This is a genomic window from Nostoc sp. MS1 (genome assembly GCF_019976755.1).
In the GTDB taxonomy this organism is placed as follows: Bacteria; Cyanobacteriota; Cyanobacteriia; order Cyanobacteriales; family Nostocaceae; genus Trichormus.
Genome location: NZ_AP023441.1, coordinates 5,523,772 through 5,548,629, shown reverse-complemented (window position 1 = coordinate 5,548,629; position 24,858 = coordinate 5,523,772). Strand labels below are relative to the sequence as shown.

Sequence of the window (24,858 nt, the reverse complement as noted above, 5' to 3'; positions counted from 1 at the left end):
CAACGACACTATACACAGGGTTGCTCACAAGAGCATAATTCTTCTTTAATCTCTCAAATGATTGACTTGGCTATTTTCTTCTAGTGAAGAAATTGCCCAATATCCCGCCTTCCTCAGCCAAAGCCAATCACTTCTGGAATTTTGCTGGGTTCCCCCTCCTAAAATTCCCCCTTATTCCCTATCCATATCTGTTTTGCAGAGTTTGGAGTCTCCCAGCGAGGTAAGAGATGAAGAGAAAAAAGCATAAGCTAGGTTGGCAAACCCTGTGGAACCCAAACTTTGGCGCACCTGCGGCACTCTTAATTTTCTATATTGCCAACGCCGTCTTTACTCCGCGTTTCGCCACAGTTAGCAACACTTTGAATATGTTGTTGCAAGTATCCACAACCATGTTAGTTGCCATTGGTATGACCTTTGTCATTGCTTCCCGTGGCATTGACCTGACGGTCGGCTCTACTATGGCATTAGTATCAGTTGTTGCGGCTTTGCTGATTAAATATGGGATAGTTGTTGCTGTCTTGTTTGCTTTGAGTGCTGCTTTGTTGGTTGGTCTTCTCAACGGTTTTCTGATTTCACGTTTGAAACTAGATGCCTTAATTACTACCTTAGCATCTCTTATTTTATGGCGTGGTATTGCTCAGGTTATTGGGGACGGTAAGCTTGTTCCTTTTACCAACCCAACCTTTGAAGCACTCGGCAAGGGCTATGTCGCTTCTATCCCAACTCAGGTAGTAATTGCCGCAGTTGTGATTATTGGTGCTTTCTTCTGTATCCGCTCTACACTTTTCGGACATCACATCGTTGCCGTTGGGGGTAACGAGGAAGCGGCACGGCTGGCGGGTATTCGGGCGGAGCGTGTGAAATATGTAGTCTATTTAATTAGTGCTTTGCTGGCTGGGTTTGCTGGACTTATCGAAACTGCAAGGCTGGGTATGGGTGATCCTAGTAAGGTGGGTGTAAATGCAGAATTTGATGCGATCGCAGCTGTTGTTGTTGGTGGTACGCCTTTCTCTGGTGGTCGTGCAAATGTCCTCGGCACGGTTGTAGGCGCATTACTCATGCAGGTCATCTCCACCAGTTTCAATATGCTGCTAATTCCTTTTACTTGGTCATTAGTTTTGAAATCTGTGATCATTCTTTTCGCTATTTTTTTGCAGCGTCCTAATACCAATTAAATATGCGCCGCCTTTTAAAAATTGCAACCAAAGTTTGGTGGACTGACATCGGCAATTGCGTAGAAGATTGTAAATCTAAGACTACGTAATAACAGTATATTAGCTGATTACAATTAAGCTTTAGCCCCACTACAATCAACAAAATATATAGTGTTTACTACATTATATTCTGTTTAAGTAAAAATACTTATTAACCGCTTTTATTGTTATTTAAGCGAGTTGAAACAGCAAACTTATTTTTAGAGCTGTTTTCAAATGAGTTACCGCAAAAACAGCTATTTAATTAAAAATTAGAACCCCAATGTCTACAAATTCTCAATATAAAGTACTAGAAATAATCTCTGAAGGTTTAGAGACTATTGTTTATAGAGCGCAACATATTGAAAATCAGAAAAATGTCGTTTTAAAAAGTCTTAAAAGTGAGTATTCCAATCTTGAATACGTTACAGGATTTAAACATGAGTATGAGATTTCTAAATCTCTAAACTTACCAGGCATTATTAAAGTATATGGTTTAGAAAACTTTCAAAATTGCATTACTTTAGTTCTAGAGGATATTGCAGGGATAAACCTAAAACAGTACATAGACAATATTAAACCTAATGTAATAGATTGTTTAAAAATATCTATCCAACTTACAGAAATTATTACAAGTTTACATAAAGAAAATATTATTCATAAAGATATTAAGCCACAAAATATAATTATTAATCCTAAATCGATGCAAGTTAAAATTACTGATTTTAGTATTGCATCACGTCTATCAAAAGAAAATGCAATTATCAGTAACCCCAATTTGCTAAAAGGGACACTTGCTTATATGTCTCCAGAGCAAACAGGGCGGATGAATAGGTCAATTGACTACCGTACAGACTTTTACTCTTTAGGCATAACTTTATATGAACTGCTGACCTCTAAGTTACCTTTTAATAGCATTGATCCCTTAGAGATAGTTCACTTTCATATTGCCAAACAACCCATAGCGCCTGATCAAGTTAACCCTAAAGTTCCAGAAGGGTTATCTAAGATTATTATGAAATTGTTATCTAAAACGGCTGAAGAAAGATATCAAAGTGGCTTAGGTTTAAAAGCAGATTTAGAGATTTGTCTTAAACAACTATTAAATAATGGCAAAATTGAAAATTTTATTCCTGGGAAATTAGATAAATCTAGCCAGTTTACCATTCCTCAAAAGCTTTATGGGCGTGAAGAAGAAGTAGCATATCTCATATCAGCTTTTGACAGAGTAAGTGCTGGCAAGACTGAGATGATGTTAGTTTCTGGCTATGCAGGAATTGGTAAATCTTGCTTAGTTAATGAAATTCATAAACCTATTATTCGGCAACGGGGATATTTTATATCTGGTAAATTTGAGCAATTTAAGCGGAATATTCCTTATGCGGCCTTAATTCAATCATTTCAAGAACTAACTCAACAGCTATTAACAGAGAGTCATGAAAGAATAGTTGTTTGGAAACAACAACTTTTAGAAGCATTTGGTGACATTGGCCAAGTTATTATTGATGTTATTCCCGAAATTGAAAAAATTGTTGGTCAACAGCCATCTGTTCCACAGCTAGGAGCGACTGAATCACAAAATCGCTTTAATCGAGTCTTCCAAAATTTTATTAAGGTATTTACTCAGCAAGAACACCCACTCGTCTTATTCTTAGATGATTTACAATGGGCAGATTTAGCATCTTTAAAATTGATTAAGATGCTAATGCTTGAACCTGATAATCAATATTTATTAATAATTGGAGCATATCGGGATAATGAAATTATATCAACTCATTATTTGCTGCAAGCATTGAATGAAATTCAAAAATCAGGAACAGTTGTAAATAATATTATCCTAGAACCCTTAAAAATTAAAAATGTACATCAAATAATAACAGATACTTTACATAGTACAGCAGACAATACGATAACATTAGCGAACCTAATTTTTCAGAAAACCCAAGGAAATCCTTTTTTCATCAACCAGCTACTTCAAACGATGTATCAGGAAAAGCTATTAAAGTTTGACTTTAATAGTGGAGTATGGCAATGTGAAATTGAACAAATCCAGACCATTGGCATCACAGATTACGATGCCATCGAATTAATTACGAGAAACATAAAAAAATTGCCCAAGCAGACACAACAGGTATTAAAATTAGCTGCTTGTGTGGGAAATCGCTTCAGTATAGATATTTTGGCAATTGTCAATGAAAAGTCTCAGTCAGAAACGGCAACAGATTTATGGGAAGCACTCCAAGCAAGTTTAATTTCGCCACTAAGCGAAAACTATAAGGCTCCGTTGCTATTAGATCAAGATACATCTAACTCAATAGCTTCTCAAACATTAAAAATTTCATATAAGTTTTTCCACGATCGCGTTCAGCAAGCAGCTTATTCTCTCATTCCAGAATCACAAAGAAAGCAGACTCATCTAAAAATTGGGCAATTATTACTTCAGTCTTACCAAACACAAGAGATTGAAGAAAATATTTTTGATATTGTCAATCATCTAAATTTTGGGGCTGAATTTATTCATGAACAGCATCAAAAGGATGAACTAGCTCAATTAAATTTGATAGCTAGCCAGAAAGCCAAAGCAGCATCAGCATACGAAGCTGCGCTGAGTTATTCCAAAATCGGGCTAGGATTGCTTCAAGCATCAGCTTGGGAAAGCCATTACGAACTGATGCTAGCACTGCATTTAGAAAGCGTAGAAATAGAATACTTAAATGCTAACTTTAATCGTGCCGCCATCCTCACCGAAACTATCTTAGAAAAAGCTACTAGTTTGCTAGATCGAGTTAAAGCGTATCAATTACAGATCCAGTTTTACATGGCTCAAAATCAAATGCTTCAAGCCATTGATGCTGGACTAGAGGCGATCGCACAGCTAGGAATATCTTTATCTGAGACACCAAATAAACAAACTACCATCGCTAATTTACCTAAACTTGAGGATTTAAAAGATTTTCCAGTTCTTACAGATCCTTGCATATTAGCAGCTTTAAAAATCCTAGTTACTATTGCTGGTGCTGCTTTTATTACTAATCCAACAAAAACAACTTTTCCCCAGCTAATTTTAACTGTTGTCAATCTCTGCATAAAACACGGACATTCACCTTTAGCTGCTCACGGATATGCTTACTATGGTATGCTTTTGTGTGGCTATCTAGAAAATATTGATGCAGGATATCACTCTGGTCAAATAGCTTGGCAGCTATTAGAGCAATTCCCAGCTATTGGTATTAAAAGTAAAGTATATGCACCATTTTATGGTTTTACAATTCATTGGAAAGAGCATATTAGAGAAACAATTACTCCCCTTCATGATGGTATCCAAAATGCTTTAGAAATTGGAGATTTAGAGTATGTTGGGTATTGCTCTGTTCACTATTGTGGTCATCTATTCTTTAGTGGCGAACAGCTTGAATTAGTAGCCCAACAGCAAGTTTACTATATTGATTTGCTACAAAAATTCCAACTAGATTTTCCTATAATTTACATTAAAATTTGGCATCAATTAATATTAAATTTACAAGATTTATCAGAAAATAAACATCTTTTAATTGGTGATAGTTTTGATGAATCAAAGATGGTGACATATTTAGAAGCTACTAATAATGCTACTTCATTGTTTGTTGTTTATGTTGCCAAAATGATTCTCAATTATTTATTGAAAGATTATACTCAAGCAGTTGATAATGCTAACTTGGCTTCAGAGTATATCAGCAGTGTCATGGGCATGATGTCAGTTGGCATCCATAACTTATATTATTCTTTAGCCTTGATTGCTTTATATCCCAATGTTGAACCTCATATTCAACAAGAATATCTAAATATTATTAATGCAAATCAAGAGAAAATGCAGTTATGGGCTAGTCAGGCTCCTGCTAACTATCAGCATAAATATAATCTTGTAGAGGCAGAAAAGGCACGAATTTTAGGACAAACTTTTGTAGCAATGGAGTATTATGAGCTAGCTATTCAAGGAGCAAAAGAGCAAGCATATCTTCAAGAAGAAGCATTAGCCAATGAATTAGCAGCAGAATTTTACTTTTCTCGTGGTAGAGATAAGCAAGCTCTTTTTTATCTGAAAGAGTCTTATAATACATACATACGTTGGGGAGCTATTACAAAAGTTAAGGAATTAGAATTAAAATATCCTGAGTATTTTTCATTAAAAATAAGTCATGACTCCTCCAGTTTAAAGTCTGGTTCAATAACTACTTCTAGCAAAGTAAGCAATTTAGCATCTTTTGATTTAAATACAGTTTTTAAAGCCTCACAAGCTATTTCTAGCGAAATTATGCTAGATAATTTACTTGCGAAATTAATGACAATTGTTATGGAAAATGCTGGCGCACAAAGCAGTTGCTTCCTTTTAGAAAAAAATGGTCAAATGGTAATAGAGGCAGTAGTTGGTTTCCATAATAATGAGCTAATTTCCAAGACATCTGTACCTTTAGATACTGACCAATACTTACCAATGTCAATCATTAACTATGTAGTGAGAACTAAAGAAAGCGTTGTTCTTGGTGATGCTAGTTGTGAAGGCATATTTATTAGCGATCCTTATATTATTAGCAAGCAGTGTAAATCTATTTTATGTACGCCAATAATTCATCAAAATAAACTCATTGGCATCCTTTTCTTAGAAAATAATTTAACAACAAATGCGTTTACAACTGAACGTTTAGAGGTTTTAAAAATTCTGGCATCTCAAGCAGCTATTTCCATCGAAAATGCCAAGCTTTATAGCAACTTATCTCAACTGAATGATAATTTGCAACAAGCTAATCAGGAATTGGAAAACTATAGCAAAAATCTGGAGTTAAAAGTCGAAGAAAGAACCCAAGAATTAAATGAAAAGAATATATGTTTAAAAGAACAAGCAAAAGAATTAGAGTTTACGCTACAACAACTGCAAGCTACACAGTTACAGATGATTCAAAAGGAAAAAATGTCGAGTCTAGGTCAACTAGTTGCTGGTGTAGCTCATGAAATTAATAATCCAATTAACTTTATCTATGGAAATATTGCCCATGCAAGTGAATACATTGAAGACTTACTAAGGCTCATCAAAATTTATGAGGAAGAGTCGCCTGATTTAACTCCGCAAATGCTGGCAGAAAAAGAGGATATTGACCTGGAATTTTTGCTCAACGACTTACCAAAGTTGATATCTTCTATGAAAATAGGAGCCGATCGCATCCGTCAGATAGTTCTGAGTTTACGGAACTTCTCCCGCCTAGATGAAGCAGAAATAAAGCAAGTAGATATTCATGAGGGTATTGACAACACTCTACTAATCTTGCAGCATCGACTCAAAACTGATTCAGTACATCCTCAAATTAAAATTATTAAAAACTATGGCGATTTACCATTAATTGACTGTTATCCTAGTCAACTCAACCAAGTATTTATGAATTTGTTAACTAATGCTATCGATGCTTTAGAAGAATATAACTCTATGCGTTCAGTGGAAGAATCCGCAATAAATCCAAGTTATATCAAAATCACCACTGAGGTATTAGAGCAAAATTTGCTGGCGATTCGTATTGCTGATAATGGAATTGGTATAACGACAGATACAATTTCTCAGATATTTAATCCTTTCTTTACTACCAAATCCATCGGCAAAGGGACTGGTTTAGGATTATCTATTAGCTACAAAATTATTGTAGAAAAACATACAGGAAAAATAAGCTGCTCGTCAGTTCCAGGACAAGGAACTGAATTTTTAATTCAGCTTCCAGTGCATCAGCATAATCCTAAATTAACCAAATAAAGTTTTTCCACCTAAAACTGGCTATAACTAACAATTCTTAAGGTAGCAACATGGCAACTATCTCAACTTCAGAAGTGTTTCAGGCTTTAGTCACAGGAAGTATCATAGATGACCCTTATGAACCCTCAAGAATTGGAAAAATTGCCCGACTAACAGCTACACAAATAGATTTATATCTAGATAATATACTTCATTCAGATAGTAGTATTTTTAGTTTAGGACTATCAGTAAAGTTACCACAAACTTTAGATAGATTTATTTGGGAACAAGCAGTAAAAATAGTATGTCAAGAAAATGACACTATTAAAACTAGGTTTGTCTTTTATCAGGATGAACCTTTTCAATTTGTAGATAAAAAAGCTAATATTCATTTTGAATATATTGATATTGAAACTAGTAATGACTTTAATAGTTTAGATCAAGTCGTCCAAGAAAAAGTTAAAGTCAAGTTAGATTTAAACGAAGAATATTTGTTTAAGAATATTTTAGTCAAAGAGCAGCAGGGTAGTTATACTGCAATATTAGGTGCGCCTCATATTCTATTTGATGGATATTCTGGTAAAATCTTTTTTGAAAAAGTTAGCAAAGTTTACTTGGCTTTAAAAGCCAACAAAAATCCTCAAAACGTTGAGGAATATTCTTTTTATGATTGTATTGATGAGCATCGTCTGGGATTTGATACTCAAGAAAATCAGCAGTATTGGCAGCAATCCTTAAGTAAGGTTATTCCTGTTACTTCTTATATAAAACCTCAGAAGGAAAATAAAATTCAATCGAGAAAAGTACAAATCACTGGAACTGAATTAGCGCAGATTAGAGAATATTGTCTACTTAATAACTGTCATCTACCAGCATTCTTTAAGTCTGTTTATGGTATCTACTTGAGTAAGTATTTTCAAGCACCAGGAGATTTTGTATTTTACGATATTATCGGCAAAAGAAATGAGAGAGAGCTTGATATTTTAGGTTGTCTGTATCAAGTAGTTCCTGTGGTTGTACCTCAAGCAACTACTGCACGAGAATCAAAAGTAACTGATTACATTTCATTTATCAAGACTTACCGCAAAAACTTAGGTAGCTTACAAAATATCTCAATTCTTCTACAGAATCAATATTTGAAGGATGAGAAAATAAAGTTCTTCTATAACTTTTATAATTTCAGCTTTGTTAATCCTGCTATCGCTGAATTTGGCTCTAAATTAACAGTTCATAATTCTTTCGCAAAAAATGAGATTCATTTAATTGTCAACGATTACAATACTTCTCTAGAATTAGAACTATTTTACAATGAAGAATGTTTTGTTTACTTCAATACCTTAGAAAGGTTTCTACTTTTAGCAAATCAAATTGCTCAAGGATGTGAGTATTTCCATCAGCTAAATATATTACCAGAAATTGAGTGTCAACAATTATTAGAAAGCTGGAATGCAACTAGTAAAGATTACCCAAGAGATAAATGTGTTCATCAACTATTTGAGGCGCAGGTAGAACGATCGCCTGATGCTGTAGCTGTAGTATTTAAAGAAGCTGCACTCACATACCAACAACTAAATCAGCGTGCCAATCAGTTAGCACATTATTTGCATTCCCTTGGCGTAAAACCAGATATGCCTGTGGGGATATGTGTTGAGAGAACATTAGAAATGGCGATCGCAGTTTTGGCAGTTCTCAAATCTGGTGGTACTTACTTACCATTAGATCCGGCATATCCCCAAGAGCGTTTAGCTTTCATGATTGAGGATACGCAGATATCTGTATTGCTGACTCAACAAAATTTGCCAGCAGAACTTCCTCGACATCAAGCACAAGTTATTTGTTTAGACACCGACTGGAACAAAATCAGCCAATACAGTCAGCAAAATCTCTCCACTGAAGTTACAGCCGAGAATTTAGCCTATATCATCTACACTTCTGGCTCAACAGGCAAACCAAAAGGTATTTGTTTAGCTCACCGTCCTTTAGTGAATTTGCTGCAATGGCATTTAAACTCACTATTAACAGGCGTTCGGACTCTGCAATTTGCTTCTTTGAGCTTTGATGCGAGCTTTTATGAGATGTTTACGGCTTGGTGTTCAGGAGGTAGTTTGTTTCTCATCTCTGAAAACTTACGCCGCGATACTACAGCTTTAGCGCAGTTTATTCATAACCAAAAAATTGAAAAAGCGATTTTGCCTGTGGTCATCCTACAGCAAATGGCAGAACTCGCCGCATCTGGGCAGGAATTGTTTACTAGCCTCAAAGAAGTTACTACCACAGGTGAACAACTACAAATCACCCCAGCCATTGTCAAATTATTCAAATCGCTGCCACACTGCACATTTCACAATCACTACGGGCCATCAGAAACCCATGTAGTTACAGCTTTGGCATTAGATCAAAATCCTGACTCATGGCCTACTTATCCCTCTATCGGTCGTGCGATCGCAAACACGCAAATCTATATACTCGATACAGAGCTAAAGCCAGTTCCTATAGGCGTTCCCGGAGAACTATATATTGGCGGCGATAGTTTAGCTAGAGGCTATCTCAATCGACCTGATTTGACGAGTGAACGCTTTATTCCCAATCCTTACCCACAATCGCAGCGTTTGTATAAAACAGGTGACTTAGCTTGCTATTTACCAGATGGAAACATTGAATACCTGGGTCGGATAGACCTACAAGTTAAGATTCGCGGTTTGCGTATTGAGCTAGGGGAAATTGAAACAACGCTGTTACAACATCCTGATGTGCGCGAAGCCGCAGTTATAGCTCGTGAAGATGTACCTGGAAATAAATATTTAGTCAGTTACGTTGTCTGTGGAATGAGTTCAGAGTCAGCACGCACGCTCAGTAATAATCTGCGGCAATTTCTCAGACAAAAGTTGCCAGATTACATGATTCCCTCCAGTTTTGTGTTTTTAGATGCTCTACCACTCACACCTAATGGCAAAATAGATCGTCGTTCTCTACCAGCACCCGATCGCAATCGATACAATCAAGAGCAAGATTTTGTTTCGCCTCGGACTACCGTTGAGCAAGTAGTCACAGAAATTTGGCAGGAAGTTTTGAAATTACCGCAGATTAGTGTTCACGATAACTTTTTCGAGATTGGCGGACACTCACTGCTAGCAACACAGGTAATTTCTCGCATTCGAGGCAACTATCAGCTAGATATACCATTACGAAGTTTATTTGATGCGCCTACTGTTGCTAGCTTGGCTGAAAGTATCGAAGCACAACTCAAGCAAAATCAAAAATGGCACACTCCAGCAATTACACCTGTAACGCGCCATCAAAACTTACCTGTTTCCTTTGCTCAACAGCGATTATGGTTTTTAGAACAGTTATTACCTGACAGTCAGTTTTACAATTTCCCCCAAAGTTTTCGCCTGTTTGGTAGCCTCAATCTCCAAGCTTTAGAGCAAAGCATTAACGAAATTGTCCGGCGACATGAAGTTTTACGCACTACCTTTACTGCATTAGATGGGCAGCCTGTACAAATCATTGCGCCCGTTTTGAGTGTACCGCTACATCTAATAGATTTGCGTTCCCTAGCTGCATCAGCAAAAGATGTAGAAATTCAACGGTTGATGATTGAGGAGTTTCAGCAACCCTTAAATATCAACCAGGGGCCATTATTACGAGCGACTTTATTGCAGTTAGATACAGAAGAATATTTACTGTTGTTGAGTATCCACCACATTGTTTTTGATGGTTGGTCTGTGGGTGTACTATTCCAAGAATTGACATTGCTTTATCAAGCTTTTGCCAATGGTTTACCTTCTCCCTTAGCGGAACTGACCATTCAGTATGCAGACTTTGCTGTGTGGCAAAGACAATGGTTACAAACAACAGCCATATCAGAGCAATTAGCTTACTGGCAGCAACAGTTAGCAGATTTACCCATTTTACAATTACCTAGCGATCGCCCCCGTCCAGCCGTCCAAAGTTATCGCGGTGCGCGTCAACCTATATCATTTTCCAAGTCTCTCAGCGAAGCAGTCACTCGCTTCAGTCAAGAAGAGGGTGTAACTTTATATATGACCCTCTTGGCTGCTTTTCAAACAGTGTTATTCCGCTATACAAATAGCGAAGACATCTTTGTCGGTTCGTTAATTGCCAATCGTCATCATCAAGAAATTGAGAATTTAATCGGATTCTTTGTTAACACTTTAATATTACGCAGCAACTTCTCTAATTCTCCCACTTTCCGCCAACTGCTTAAGCAAGTGCGAGAAATTACCTTAGAAGCTTATGCTCATCAAGACATCCCCTTTGACAAACTGGTAGAAGAACTAGAACCAGAACGAGATTTAAGCCGTCATCCCTTGTTCCAAATCTGTTTTGCGCTGCAAAACGTACCGATGCAAGGTCTGGAACTTTCTGGCTTAACTATCAACCATCATTTAGAACACAATGGTACAGCCAAGTTTGATTTGTTCCTAGAATTATTTGAAACGCTGGATGGTATTAGTGGCTGGTTTGAGTACAGCACCGACTTATTTGACGCTGCTACTATCTCTCGCATTGGCGAAAACTTCCAGACTTTAATTGCGGGTATAATTGCTAACCCAGACGAGAAAGTAACAAATTTACCCCTATTGACAGAGGCGGAAACTCAAAAATTATTAGTCGAATGGAACCAAACACAAACAGACTACCCACAACAGAGCATCCATCAACTATTTGAAGCTCAAGTTGAGCGTGTACCTGACTCTATAGCAGCGACATTTGCAGACCAAGAAATAACTTACCGCGAGTTGAATGCTAAAGCTAATCAGTTAGCCCGTCATTTACAAACGTTAGGTGTAGGGTCAGATGTATTGGTAGGGATTTGTGTAGAGCGTTCCTTAGAAAAGATTGTCGCTCTATTAGCAGTTCTCAAAGCAGGTGGGGCTTATGTACCTCTAGATCCAGCTTATCCCCAGCAGCGTTTATCGTTTAAGGTGTCGGACTCGCAGTTATCAGTTCTCTTAACCCAGCAGCATTTATTAGATAAACTGCCACAACATCAAGCCCATGTTGTCTGTTTGGATAAAGACTGGCAGGAAATTGCGACACAAAGTCCAGATAACCTAGATACAAATGTTAAGCCTGACAACTTAGCTTATGTAATCTACACCTCCGGTTCCACAGGCAAACCTAAAGGCGTACAAATTATACATAGCTCTGTAGTTAATTTCCTTCACTTCATGGGTCAGCATTTGCAACTAACAGAGCAAGATATCATGCTTTCCGTCACGACTATATCGTTTGACATTGCTGTACTGGAAATTTTCTTACCTATTACTCTCGGTGCGCGGGTTTTCCTGGCTAGTCGGGATGAGGCGATGGATGGCACAGCGTTAATGGCATTAACCAAAGGCGTTACTGTCATGCAGGCTACCCCAGCCACTTGGCAACTGCTGATAGAGGCAGGTTGGCAAGGTAGTAATATCAAAATCCTGTGTGGTGGGGAAGCTTTGCCGAAAAAATTAGCCCAACAGTTGCAACAGCGATGCACTACTTTATGGAACGTTTACGGCCCTACGGAAACTACCATTTGGTCAGCAACATATAAGGTTACATCTGACGATGGACAGGTTTTGATTGGTCGTCCAATGGCCAATACTCAGTTTTATATACTTGACTCTCAATTACAACCTGTGCCTGTAGGTGTCCCTGGAGAACTTTACATTGGTGGTGCTGGTTTAGCGCGTGGTTATCTCCATCGTTCTGATTTGACAGAGGCGCGGTTTATTCCTAATCCTTTCAATTATACAAACACAAGCGATCGCCTTTACAAAACAGGAGATTTAGTTCGTTATCTCCCCGATGGCAATATTGAATACCTCAGCCGCATCGACCACCAAGTTAAAATTCGTGGTTTCCGCATTGAATTAGGCGAGATTGAAACTGTGTTAACGCAACATCCCGCAGTTAGTAAGGGTGTAGTCATAGATAGAGAAGATGTACCCGGACAAAAGCGTTTAGTAGCCTATGTAGTACAGAATCAGCAACAGGACAGTACGCCAGAGTTATTAGAAGATTGGCAAACTGAACATCTTTCCCAGTGGCAAACAATCTACGATCAAACCTATAAGCAAACCACTGACAAACAAAACCGAGTATTCAATACTCTAGGCTGGAATAGTAGTTACACGGGTATGCCTATCCCCGCCGACGAAATGGCCGACTGGGTAACTTGCACTGTGGAACGCATTCTTTCTTTGCAACCTAGACAAGTATTAGAGATTGGTTGCGGAACTGGGTTGTTGTTAAGTAGGATTATTTCTCATTGTAGTAAGTATTGGGGTACTGACTTTGCACCAGAAGCCTTGCGACAAATTCAACTATTGCAGTCTAGTCAAGATTGGCCGCAACTGACATTATTACAAAGACCTGCTGATAATTTTGACGGCATTGAACAAGATGCTTTTAATACGGTAATTATCAATTCGGTAGTTCAGTATTTCCCTAGCATTGATTATCTGGTGCAAGTTTTGATGGGAGCAGTCAATGCTGTGGAGTCTGGTGGTTATATATTTATGGGAGATGTACGCAGTCTACCTTTACTAGAGGCTTATCATACTTCTGTAGCATTGTATCAAGCATCATCTACACTTTCTACAGAAAAGCTAAAAGAGCGCATTCGCCAACGCCTCAACCAAGAGGAAGAATTGGTAATAGACCCAGACTTTTTTAGAGCCTTACAACAGCATTTGCCGAAGATAGGCCAAGTGCAAATTCAAGTTAAACGAGGTCAGCATCACAATGAAATGACCAAGTTCCGCTACGATGTGATTTTACATATCGGAACTAATCTTAATCATACTGTCGATATTCCTTGGTTAGATTGGCAACAACAACAATTAACCCTGTCATCTGTGCGTCAGTTGCTATTAACAACGCAGCCAGAGATTTTAGCAATCAAAAATGTACCTAATGCCAGAGTAATTGAGGAAGTCAAGACTATAGAATTGCTCAACAGCCCAGATAAGCCGAAGACAGTAGGCGAGGTGCGATCGCATCTACAACAACTACCACAAATTGGCATCGATCCTGAAGAACTATGGAATTTGCACGAAGATTATCTACTCGATATCACTTGGTCAAAATCTAGCCTAGTTGACTGTTACAACGTAGTTTTTAGACATCGCCAAAAAGAAGGGGTAAGAAAAGCGATCGCTAATCAAGATATAGTTACCCTGAAACCTTGGAGTTACTACGCCAATCAACCTCTACAGAGTAAATTCACTCGCAAACTAGCAGTAGAACTCCGCCGCTTTCTCGAACAAAAGCTACCAGAATATATGGTTCCTACAGCTTTTGTCTGCTTAGAGAAATTGCCGCTTACACCTAATGGTAAGTTAGATCGTAAAGCACTACCTGCACCAGATCAATCTAGAACCAGCTTGGAAGCAGGATTAATTGCACCTCGTACTCCGACTGAGGAAAAAATGGTGGCTATTTGGACTAAAGTATTAGGTAGTGATCGTATAGGGATTCAAGATAATTTCTTTGAATTAGGTGGTAACTCTTTATTAGCCACTCAGTTAATGATGTATCTGCGAGAAACTTTTCAAGTAGAATTGCCAGTAAGATTTATCTTTGAACAGCAAACTATAGCAGGACTCAGCCAAATTATTGAAAAACTGCATCAAGAAGACACTGCTGTTTTAAATCAAACTGTTAATTTGAAAGCTGAAGCCGTACTCGATCCAAGTATCTATCCCCAAGCACCAATTACTCAGAATATAACGCAACCAAAGCATATTTTTGTCACAGGAGCAACAGGCTTTTTAGGTGCTTTCTTAGTCCATGAATTGTTACAGCAAACCGAGGCAAACATATATTGCCTTGTGCGAGCTAATAACGAAATCGCAGGTTTCCAAAGGCTACAAAAAACCCTAGAGAAATATTTAATTTGGGATGCAGACCAAAGCTCTAGAATTATTCCCGTACCAGGAGATTTAGCTTTACCTAGTTTTGGACTTTCTCTAGAAGAATTTGAAAAATTAGCAAAGCAAATTGATGTAATTTACCATAGTGGCGCACAGGTTAACTTTGCTAAACCATATTCTGTAATTAAAGCAGCAAATGTTCTTGGTACACAAGAAGTTCTAAGGTTAGCCTGTCTGCATCAACTCAAACCAGTACATTACATTTCCACAATTGCAGTTTTCGGTACAATTGCTTGTTTAACTGGCTTAAGTGTAATTTCTGAAGATAATGATATTGACCCTAGTGAACCTTATCTCTATGAGGATATTGGTTATACCCAAAGTAAATGGGTAGCCGAAAAACTTGTTTGGATTGCTAAATCTAGAGGTATTCCTGTTACAGTAATTAGGTCAGGGTTTTTAATGGGTCATCCCCAAACTGGTGTAACTAATACAGAAGACTACATATCTAGATTGATTAACGGTTGTATTCAGATAGGTACTTATCCAGATTTAGTCAATCAAAAACAAGAATTAATTACTGTAGATTATGCCAGTAAAACCATTATGCAAATATCTAAAAAGCCAGAATCTTTAGGTAAAGCTTTTCACTTAACACCTGTACCATCAGAAAATATTGATTTAGATAAATTATTTGAATTAGTATCAGCTTGTGGCTACCCAGTGAAAAAAGTACCTTACGCTCAATGGACAGATGCGTTAATCAATCAAGCTCGATACTCTCAGGAAAATCCTTTATTTCCTCTTCTACCCATGCTAACTGAACAAGTGCATGAGGGATTAACTGCATGGCAACTATATCAAAATACTCCTGATTTCGATTGTCGTAATACACTTGAGGCGATCGCTGATCAGCCTATAAAATTTTCCTCAATGAATACTAAGCTAATGAATAATTATTTAGCTTATTTTCAACGTAGCGGGTTTTTAAATATATAGGTTTCATATCCACGACTTTATTACCAAAGTCGTGGATATTTTTTATTTTTCAAGTCATATCAATTCGCTAAAATAAAAAACAGATATCCAAGTAGGGATGCAAAGCATTGCGTCCTTACAAAAAATTGATGTGTTAGCATGATTTTTTAAATTGTAATAATTATTCAAATTTAAGTATTTTTTGCAATGTATATAAAATTTAAAACAGTTAAATTTTAATAGTACATAAATTCAAAATTTAGTATGTACCTTACAGAAGAGCAATTGTTACTATACAAAAATCAAGGTTTCTTTATTCTGCCAGAATGTTTTCCTCGCGGGGAAATCGAAACTATGAAAGCAGAATTATCTGCTATATCCGCAGAAGAATCACCTAAAAGGGTTCTTGAGAAAGACGGTAAAACTGTACGTTCTCTACATGGTACACATAAAACGAATGATGTTTTCAATCGCCTAACACGTCATCCATCTATTCTTGAACCTGCTATGCAAATAGTTGGCAGTCAGGTATATGTATATCAATTCAAAATTAACCTTAAAGCCCCATTTAGCGGTGATATTTGGCAGTGGCATCAAGACTACATTTATTGGCGCAAAGAAGATGGATTGCAAAGACCTCAAATAGTTAATGCCATGTTTATATTAGAAGATATGAACGAATTTAATGGCCCTCTATTTGTGATTCCCGGTTCTCATAAAGAAGAAATGATTGATGTTGCTGCTCATAATTCTCAGAAGTCTGGTGAAAGTCCAGCATGGATATCGAGTTTTACTTCTAATTTGAAGTATTCTATTACCCAGGAAGTAGTAACTGATTTAGTATCTAAGTATGGTATTTATTCTGTAAAAGCTGTGGCAGGTTCAGTAGTCTTTTTTAATAGCAATCTTGTCCATGCTTCAGCAAATAATATTTCGCCATTCGGTCGTTCCACAGCTATTATCACTTATAATAGTGTTAAAAATATTCCCTCTCCAGTTGCACAACCACGCCCAGATTTCCTTGTTAGCCAAGATTATCAACCTGTTTTACCTCTAGCATCTGAGATTTTATCTGAGCTTTATAGTACCAAGTCTATTTAGCGGTGCGTTAGGCGCTTCTGTTATTCATTTCGTGAAACATCATTTCCAAATGTGCGCCTAACACACCCTACAGTAATTTTATTTTTACTTTATAAATAACCTCTTACTGGGCAATAAGGTTGGGAAACTAATTGCGCTTATGCGGAAATATACAGCATTGGCAAGTTTCATTCCCTTTGCGAGGTGATGAGGTATCTTGTATTGTCGAGTTTTCTTATTCATGCAGCAACGCTTGTTTAAACTCTTAATTGTGTAATAGCAATATTGCCACCAAAACAAACTTCAACATCGCTTCCTGGTGTACGTTCACGCTTACTATATTCACCTACGTAGAAAAAATCGTCGCCATCAATGCGATAGTTGACTGGCAGAGGTTTAGTGCAAGGCTGACAAAACACTAACTCCGGTTTGGGTTCTCCTGGTAGTAGATGGGGTAAATTGACATTCCAAAAGCATCCCGGTTCTAGAGGACGGTGCAATAATTCAGTGAGAACTTCAGCAGTTAACGAAGTTGCTAGTTCCCAATCGAAATTGTGTTTGGCTTTACGATAGTGAGAAATAGCAATCCCGGCAATACCGTGCATCGCTGCTTCACGTACAGCCGCAACGGTTCCAGAAATATAAGCATCAACTCCCAAGTTACCGCCAGCGTTAATGCCTGATAAGACAAACTTAATCTCTGGAGTAATTTGTGTTAGTGCAATTCTGACACAATCGGCGGGAGTACCTGCGATCGCATATTCAGTTTCAGAACGTTTTTGTAGATTAATCGGGCGAGTGGTAGTAACTTGATGACCACAACCTGATTGATGATCTTTAGGTGCAGCAACGATAAAGTCTTTGCTTTGGACAGCTTGTGCTAATGCTTTAATTCCCGGTGCATCAATACCATCGTCGTTGGTGAGGATTATGGTCATAGTTATTAGTCATTGGTCATTAGTCATTGGTCATTAGTCAACAGTCAACTGTCAACAGTTATTCTCTCTCATGTGTAACTCCCGTCTATGAGAATAAATCTTTAAAGATAGTGATTTTGACATTGGTTGTGTAGTATTTTTGGTGCTAGATGGTCTTATAAAATTATCCAATGACACATATCCTCAACCAAGTTTCTGGAATGAAAAAACTTTTCATCCAGATGATTTTACCTTTATTAGCTGTAGTCTTAGCTTCTTCGCTATTTACTGCCCCGGCACTAGCTACAGGAGTGTATCAAATCCCCAATTTAACGGCTGGTGATTCTACATGGGTGCTAGATGAAGGTGACGTAATTAGCCGGATTAATGAAGGTACGATTAGCAGCAAGTTTGACGAGTTAGCAAAACAAACAGGTAAGGAAGTCAGATTTGTGACTGTCCACCGGCTTGACTATGGTGAAACACCAGAGAGTTTTGCTCAAGCTTTATTTAAAAAATGGTTTCCCACCGCAGAAGCCCAAGCAAATCAAACTCTGTTAGTGCTAGTTACTGTTACTAATGGGACAGCAATTATTACTGGGCAAGATGTCAAGTCTACCCTCACAGATGCCATCGCCAAAAGCGTAGTAGAGGAAACACTTGCAGCACCATTACGGGATGGTAATAAATATAACCAAGCATTCTTAGATGCAAGCGATCGCCTAGTTACTGTTATCTCTGGGCAACCCGATCCTGGCCCCCCACAAATTGTTGATAAAGTGCAAGTAGAAGGCACATTCAAGAAAGCAGAAGAAACCGACAAGGGTAACGCCACAGCTTGGGTAGTAGGGCTTTTAATTGCTGCTACTATCATCCCAATGGCAACTTACTACATTTACTTAGCCGTTCAACCATCATCTGAAGGTTAGAGAGGGATGAGAGGGATAAGGGGGAGATGAGGGAGATGAGGGAGAAAAAATAATTAAAGATTCTTTTTCATCTCCCCCTACTTCCCCCAAGTCTCCATCTCTAACTACTCCCCAACTAATCCTGTACGTACTCTTGCCCTGTAACCAAAGCCACTTCAGCACGAACAAATTCACGACCTAAATATGCAGCGTGATCTAACAAAGTTACAGGACAGTGTTGAGTTTCTTCAAAAATTTTTACAGATAGTTCCTTTGCTGTTCTGCCACTGAAAACTGTTGTGTGAGTTCTTTCTACTTTTCCCCTAGCAGGAATTACTTTTCCTGTTTCTGGATCTACAGCTAAACCACGTTCGTCAATAACATTTGTAAAATGCTTGGCATAAATTAAGCTTGCTGCCCTATCAATGTAAATAATGAAATATCCATTAGGGTCAAGGTCAATATGACGCTGAGAAAGTTTATCATCAATGGCAGCTAAATCTTCAACTATTAAATCCATAACCTTTAAAAACTAACTTTTTATTCAGGGATTTTACGCTCCATATCAAGTTTGATATATTACCCAAACCCGCTTGCCTAAAGGTAAGTTGACTGCCTAGATTTGGGAGATTTTCATCTCAAACAGCGATTGCAGGCATAAACCATCTTACATCGCCTAACCCCAAAGTTGATGTTTGTTAATTGGGGGGATATCAGTAATTGTCATTAGATTTAAGCAGGAAGCAGAATACAGGAGGCGGGAGGGAATAATTTTGGATTGAACAATCTAAAATTTAAAATCGCAAATCCAAAATTCAAGGGGTACTCAGCACTCACTACGGGCTGAAAGCCTCGCTACCGCTAACAGCAGTTTTAGAGACTATTTATAAAGTACATCTTAAGTAGCACCCTAAGAGGATGTTTGAAAAGTCGGGAAAGTAGTAAAAAAGCTCTCTCAGTATAAGCTGTAAATGAATAGTAAACAGCACCGAGAGAGCGACATGAGTAAAGCATACCCCAGCAATCTGACCCGTGACCAATATGAATTTCTCAGTGAGCTGATTCCAGAGGCAAAACCAGGAGGACGCAAGCGTGAAGTCGATACGTGGGAAGTTCTCAATGCAATTTTCTATATTTTGGTAGAAGGAGTGAGATGGCGAGGGCTACCAGGAGACTTTCCGCCCTGGCAGACAGTGTACACATATTTCCGTAATTGGCGCAAAGATGGGACGTGGCTGTTAATCCATGACAGTCTCAGGGAGTGGGTGCGAATAGACCAGGAACGACACAAGAATCCATCGGAAGCCATTATCGATAGTCAAAGTGTTAAAAGTGCGGCAATGGTGAGTCAAGACGTAGGTTTTGATTCAGGTAAGAAAATTAAAGGGCGTAAGCGATTTATCACAGTTGATACCTTGGGATTAGTGCTACGAGTCTTGGTCACAGCTAGCTGCCAATGTGGGTGAGCGCGCTGGCGGTCAACAAGTTCTCAAACGAGTCAAACAATCTCAGCCACAGTCTCGCTTAACAACCATCTGGGTTGATGGTGGGTTTGATGGAGAACCTTTCATGCAATGGGTTATGAATTTTTGTCGCTGGATTGTCCAGGTTGTGCTGCGACCAGAGCAAACTAAGGGCTTTGTTTTGCTCAAAAAACGTTGGGTGGTGGAACGCACTTTTGGTTGGTTTATGGGATGTCGCCGATTGGTCAGAGACTATGAATTATTGCCCGAAACATCAGAAACTTTTATCTACCTTGCAATGATCCGTATTATGCTGAAGCGACTGGCTTAATTTTTGACTTCCTAAAACTTTTCAAACATCCTCTAAGATCAAGATGGTGCGTTAGGCGCTTATATCAGATTTTTCATGAGAACCTATAGTCAAAGTCTGCGCCTAACACACCCTACAACAATTTTATTTTTACTACCGCTAACAGCAGTTTTAGGCAAAATTAACCTATAAGTATCTGTCAAATTTGTTAGTAATTGGTCAAAATTTTATGGTACTACTGGAAAGCAGGCATGATGCAGCCGTTGAGTAAGAGAGCAAAACATGAGTCTGGTTTGGCAAGCGGATTTTTATCGTAGTCCCCTGCAAGATGCAGATGGAAAAGTTTTGTGGGAGTTATTAATTTGTAATGCAACTCGCAGTTTTGCGTATACGGCAACTTGTCCTCAGTCTGCGGCTAACTCTAGTTGGTTAACGGAACAATTTCAATTAGCCGCAGGTGAACAACTACCAGATGTAATACAGGTTTTTCGTCCTCAGTCTCTAAGTTTAATAGAAGCGGCTGGACGAAATTTAGGAATTAAAGTGGAACCGCAACGGCAAACCCTCGCTTTAAAGCAATGGTTAAGTGAAAAGCAATATCCTATCTCAGTTGATAAGCCACCACCAACACCATTACCGGATAATTTGTGGGGTGATGAGTGGCGCTTTGCCAGCATCCAAGCTGGGGATATTGTCGAGATGTTTAGCGATCGCCCAATTCCCATTTTATCTTTACCAGAAGCCCTCGAACCCCTGAATTTAGGTTTAGCATCAACTATTGCGATTCCTGGTGTGGTAATTTATGGTGGTAAGCGATCGCTAAATTTAGCTAGGTGGATTGCTCAAGCACGCCCTGTAGAGTTGAATTATATTGCTGGTGCGCCCGATGGGTTGGTGTTAGAAGCTAGTTTGGTGGATAGGTGGATTTTAGTCACTTTTGAAGATGCAGAAGTGAGTGCGGCGGCGAAGGTTTACGAACAACGTAAACAGCAAAGTAAAGGATTACATTTTTTATTAGTACAGCCTGATGATTCAGGCATAACTTACACTGGCTTTTGGTTGTTACAAGCCATGTAGAAAGAACAAAAAACAGGCTTAGATATATCTAAAAACTAACGTAAAGCTAGAGGGTTTAAGCGTATCTCATTGTAGACTACCGTGTATACGCCTCCTAAAGCTACATACAAAATATGTATTTAGTTTACAACCTGAAATCTATTCTGAATTATGGCATTGATAGCTGCATAATGTGTTTTGTAATATGATAGGTTAGTCTGAGCTTCTTGATAAGCATAGCTATTTTTGGGAATATTTTCTAATAATTGAATTGCTTGCTGCCATTTATCTTTTGCTTGTTCCCACGCTGACAAAGAATTTGGTGCATTTCTCATAAAAAATGCAGCTTCTGTTGCTAATTTTTGAGCAGTTTCTAAGTTATTTATGGCTTGCTTTTCAACTGCGGCTTTTTCATTGATAGATTTATAGTTTCGTTGATAGCGAATTAGTCTTTCTTCTGCTTTGGCAGAAACTGATGTTCCGTGAGGAATTCGATTTAAGAAAACTATTGCTTGCTGCCATTTTGTTGCAGCTTGTTGCCATCTTGCTAAAGGATGGGGCGGATTTTGAGCAAGTGAAGAGGCTTCCATCCCTAGTTTTAAAGCTGATTTGAAGTTACTTAAAGCTTGGGTTTCTGGGTCAATATTTTGATTAGCTTGCTGATATTGATTAATTTTATCTTTAAGAATCAAACCACCAAGACCAACAATAAATAAACCAGAGACGGCATATATCATTATGCGTTTTATTTGTGACGCAGAAAAACTCTCAGTGATTTTTTTCGTAGTTCGACTTTTATATTTTCTTTGATTTAAATTTTTTTGTGCTTGTTCTTTTAATTGTTGACATTGGCTTAAGTATATATTAATTCTATCTTGATAAATTTGACAATCATTGAGTATGTCTGTCAACTCTTGAAACTTACCTTCACTAGAAATAATTAATTCATGAGCATCATCCAACCATTCTATAGCAAAGCCTGATTTGCCATAAAATGATGAAATAGCCATAAAAATTGTTAATAATCCTTGGCTAGATTTAATAGTGTTGACGGTATAAGATAATCTGTGTTGGGCTTTTGATATATTTTCTTCAATATTAAGTATTTGCTGAAGTTGTTTGTCTAAATTTCTGAAATCATTCAAAGCTAGTTTTATATCTAAGCACTTTTTTAAATGTTCAATTTGATTGGTTAAACTAGGATAGTTAATATCTAAATTAACTTGATTGATGAGATTAACATCGCTTAAAATATCTGCGGCGATCGCCTGTAATAAATCACCCCATTCAATCCAGTAATTGATTTTAGATTTTAAAGTATCTAAACATACCTCTACTTCAGGACTACCAAATTTTTCGATAATTAATCTTGTGTTACCACTAATATTTGGTTCCATCTGCAAAACACTAGGTAATACCCAACGTTTTGTAGTGGGAATTTGGGTTAGGGTAGCAGTACCCTTATGAGTGAAAGAAGTTAATTGTTGGTTTTGGGCGATCGCCTCTGTAGATATTTCTTGTTGAATGTGGCGTAGTTGTTCCTGAGCATGGTTAATCAAGGCAACTTGTTGTATGATCTCCTGAGAATTACCTAAAGTAAGTCTCAAACCATAAACAATTTTTGGCAAGTTATTAATTAGTGTTGGCAAATCAGTCATAGCGATAAAAATAGGGGGTGGAAAATGAGGAGTAGTAACTGGCAAAAAAAACCTTTTTGTCTTCGGTTCAGTGATATTAAGTGCTTAAATTTTCGTCTAGTTAGGACTAATCAAACTGTTTGATTGTTAAATCATAGAAACGATAGATTTATCTTTCCCACAAACTCTGCTAAAGTAACGAGTCCAGTTTTAGCCATTAGTCAACAGTTTTTCTCCTCTGCTTACCTGCTCCTCCTCATCTCCCCTAACCTTATGAATGAAACCGATTTAGCTTTTACCCCAGCACTAGAGTTAGCGCAATTAATTCGTCGGCGGGAAGTGTCGCCGTTGGAGTTGGTAGAAACCTATATAGAAAGGATTCAAAGGTTAAATCCCCAGTTGGGAAGTTACTTTACAGTGACAGCCGAATTGGCGATCGCAGATGCTAAAGCCAAGACAGAATCACTCAGCACAACCTCTGAACTACCACCATTTTTTGGTGTGCCAATTTCTATCAAAGACCTAAACGCTGTGGCTGGTGTACCTTGTACCTACGGTAGTCCAGCATTATTAAATAACATTCCCGAATTTGATGATGGGGTAGTAACCCGCATCAAGCAAGCAGGATTTATTATTCTTGGTAAAACAGCTACTTCTGAACTAGGTTCATTTCCTTATACAGAACCTACGGGTTTTCCCCCAGCTAGAAACCCTTGGAATTTAGATTACACCCCTGGCGGTTCTAGTGGTGGGGCGGCGGCCGCAGTCGCCGCCGGACTATGTGCGATCGCTCAAGGTTCCGATGGAGGCGGTTCGATTCGGGGGCCTGCGGCTTGTTGTGGTTTGGTGGGAATTAAACCAGCACGGGGTAGAGTAAGTAAAGCACCAGTAGGTGATCGCTTGGCGGGGATTGCGGCTAATGGGCCTATTGCGCGTACCGTTGCGGATGCGGCTGCTCTGTTAGATGCTATGTCAGGTTATGTTACAGGCGATCCTTACTGGCTACCTGATCCCGAACCGTCATTTTTAGCAGCCGCACAAACACAACCTCCTAAGTTACGCATTGCCTTTGGGACTGGTATCCCGCCTTTGGGAATGGCAGATGCTAACTGTCAGCAAGGTGTATTGCAAACAGTGAAACTATTAGAACAACTTGGGCATCAAGTTGTAGAAAAATCGCCAGATTTTAATGGGTTGGTGGAACCCTTCCAAGTTGTTTGGCAATCTGGTGTAGCCGCATCGGGTTTACCACCAGAGATATTACAGCCTGTAAATCGTTGGCTATTGGCACGGACTGGTAGTGTAGCTGATTACATTCAAGCAGTCTATAAAATGCAGATAGTAGCGCGGCAAATCGTAGCATTTTTTGATGATGTAGATGTTTTAGTCTTGCCAGTGTATTTGCGCTCACCTATTCGTGTTGGGGAATGGGCAGATTTGAGTCCAGAAGACACATTCCAACAGATTGTGAATTGGGTAGCGCCTTGTCCTGTTGCCAATGCTACTGGACAACCTGCGATCGCTCTACCTGTAGGTTTTGATAATCATGGTTTACCTATAAGTGTGCAGCTAGTCGGCAAACCTGCGGATGAAGCCACTTTAATTAGTCTGGCAGCACAAATAGAAGCCGCTAACCCTTGGATTCAGCATCGTCCAGCCTTTGCCACCTCCAGCTAAA

General features: G+C 38.5%; 11 protein-coding genes and 1 pseudogene. 9 read left to right on the top strand and 3 right to left on the bottom strand.

Going from position 1 to position 24,858, the window contains the following annotated elements; translation table 11 throughout:
• Positions 1-61: 61 nt before the first annotated feature.
• The 5 genes from NSMS1_RS23900 to NSMS1_RS23880 all read left to right on the top strand — a co-directional run bounded on the left by NSMS1_RS23900 (position 62) and on the right by NSMS1_RS23880 (position 16,910).
• Complete coding sequence (locus tag NSMS1_RS23900; RefSeq protein ID WP_224087190.1) at positions 62-247, top strand: hypothetical protein; 186 nt, start codon at positions 62-64, stop codon at positions 245-247.
• Entirely contained in the window at positions 228-1,175 is a 948-nt protein-coding gene (locus NSMS1_RS23895; RefSeq protein ID WP_224087189.1) for an ABC transporter permease, read from the top strand. The genes NSMS1_RS23900 and NSMS1_RS23895 overlap by 20 nt, the downstream gene beginning before the upstream one ends.
• Before the next feature lie 301 nt (positions 1,176-1,476).
• Positions 1,477-6,966 carry an ATP-binding sensor histidine kinase gene (locus NSMS1_RS23890; RefSeq protein ID WP_224087188.1) on the top strand — a complete coding sequence of 1,830 codons (5,490 nt, stop codon included), beginning with the start codon at positions 1,477-1,479 and terminating at the stop codon, positions 6,964-6,966.
• 50 nt (positions 6,967-7,016) lie between these two features.
• Positions 7,017-15,830, top strand: a complete 8,814-nt coding sequence (locus tag NSMS1_RS23885; protein ID WP_224087187.1) for a non-ribosomal peptide synthetase — start codon at positions 7,017-7,019, stop codon at positions 15,828-15,830.
• 243 nt (positions 15,831-16,073) lie between these two features.
• Positions 16,074-16,910 (top strand): phytanoyl-CoA dioxygenase family protein, encoded by an 837-nt coding sequence (locus NSMS1_RS23880; RefSeq protein ID WP_224087186.1) that lies wholly within the window; start codon positions 16,074-16,076, stop codon positions 16,908-16,910.
• A gap of 236 nt (positions 16,911-17,146) precedes the next feature.
• Here the strand turns inward: NSMS1_RS23880 and surE are convergent, their stop codons facing one another.
• A complete protein-coding gene (surE, locus tag NSMS1_RS23875) occupies positions 17,147-17,827 on the bottom strand; it encodes a 5'/3'-nucleotidase SurE (protein WP_224087185.1) in 681 nt (226 codons plus the stop codon).
• A gap of 170 nt (positions 17,828-17,997) precedes the next feature.
• Between surE and psb32 the strand changes: the two genes are divergently transcribed.
• Positions 17,998-18,735: a photosystem II repair protein Psb32 gene (gene psb32, locus NSMS1_RS23870; protein ID WP_224087184.1), complete on the top strand. Its 738-nt coding sequence runs from the start codon at positions 17,998-18,000 to the stop codon at positions 18,733-18,735.
• Positions 18,736-18,850: 115 nt separating this feature from the next.
• On the opposite strand, the gene NSMS1_RS23865 is transcribed toward psb32, so the two are convergent.
• Positions 18,851-19,234 (bottom strand): DUF4346 domain-containing protein, encoded by a 384-nt coding sequence (locus NSMS1_RS23865; RefSeq protein WP_224087183.1) that lies wholly within the window; start codon positions 19,232-19,234, stop codon positions 18,851-18,853.
• 481 nt (positions 19,235-19,715) lie between these two features.
• Here NSMS1_RS23865 and NSMS1_RS23860 point away from each other — a divergent pair.
• Positions 19,716-20,508, top strand: a pseudogene (locus tag NSMS1_RS23860) (IS5 family transposase).
• A 261-nt stretch (positions 20,509-20,769) separates the two neighbouring features.
• Positions 20,770-21,564, top strand: a complete 795-nt coding sequence (locus NSMS1_RS23855) for a Tab2/Atab2 family RNA-binding protein (protein ID WP_224087182.1) — start codon at positions 20,770-20,772, stop codon at positions 21,562-21,564.
• A 119-nt stretch (positions 21,565-21,683) separates the two neighbouring features.
• On the opposite strand, the gene NSMS1_RS23850 is transcribed toward NSMS1_RS23855, so the two are convergent.
• The gene (locus NSMS1_RS23850) at positions 21,684-23,201 is read right to left on the bottom strand and encodes a hypothetical protein (protein WP_224087181.1); all 1,518 of its coding nucleotides are present in this window, start codon (positions 23,199-23,201) and stop codon (positions 21,684-21,686) included.
• A gap of 252 nt (positions 23,202-23,453) precedes the next feature.
• Between NSMS1_RS23850 and NSMS1_RS23845 the strand changes: the two genes are divergently transcribed.
• The gene (locus NSMS1_RS23845; RefSeq protein WP_224087180.1) at positions 23,454-24,857 is read left to right on the top strand and encodes an amidase; all 1,404 of its coding nucleotides are present in this window, start codon (positions 23,454-23,456) and stop codon (positions 24,855-24,857) included.
• Position 24,858: the final 1 nt, after the last annotated feature.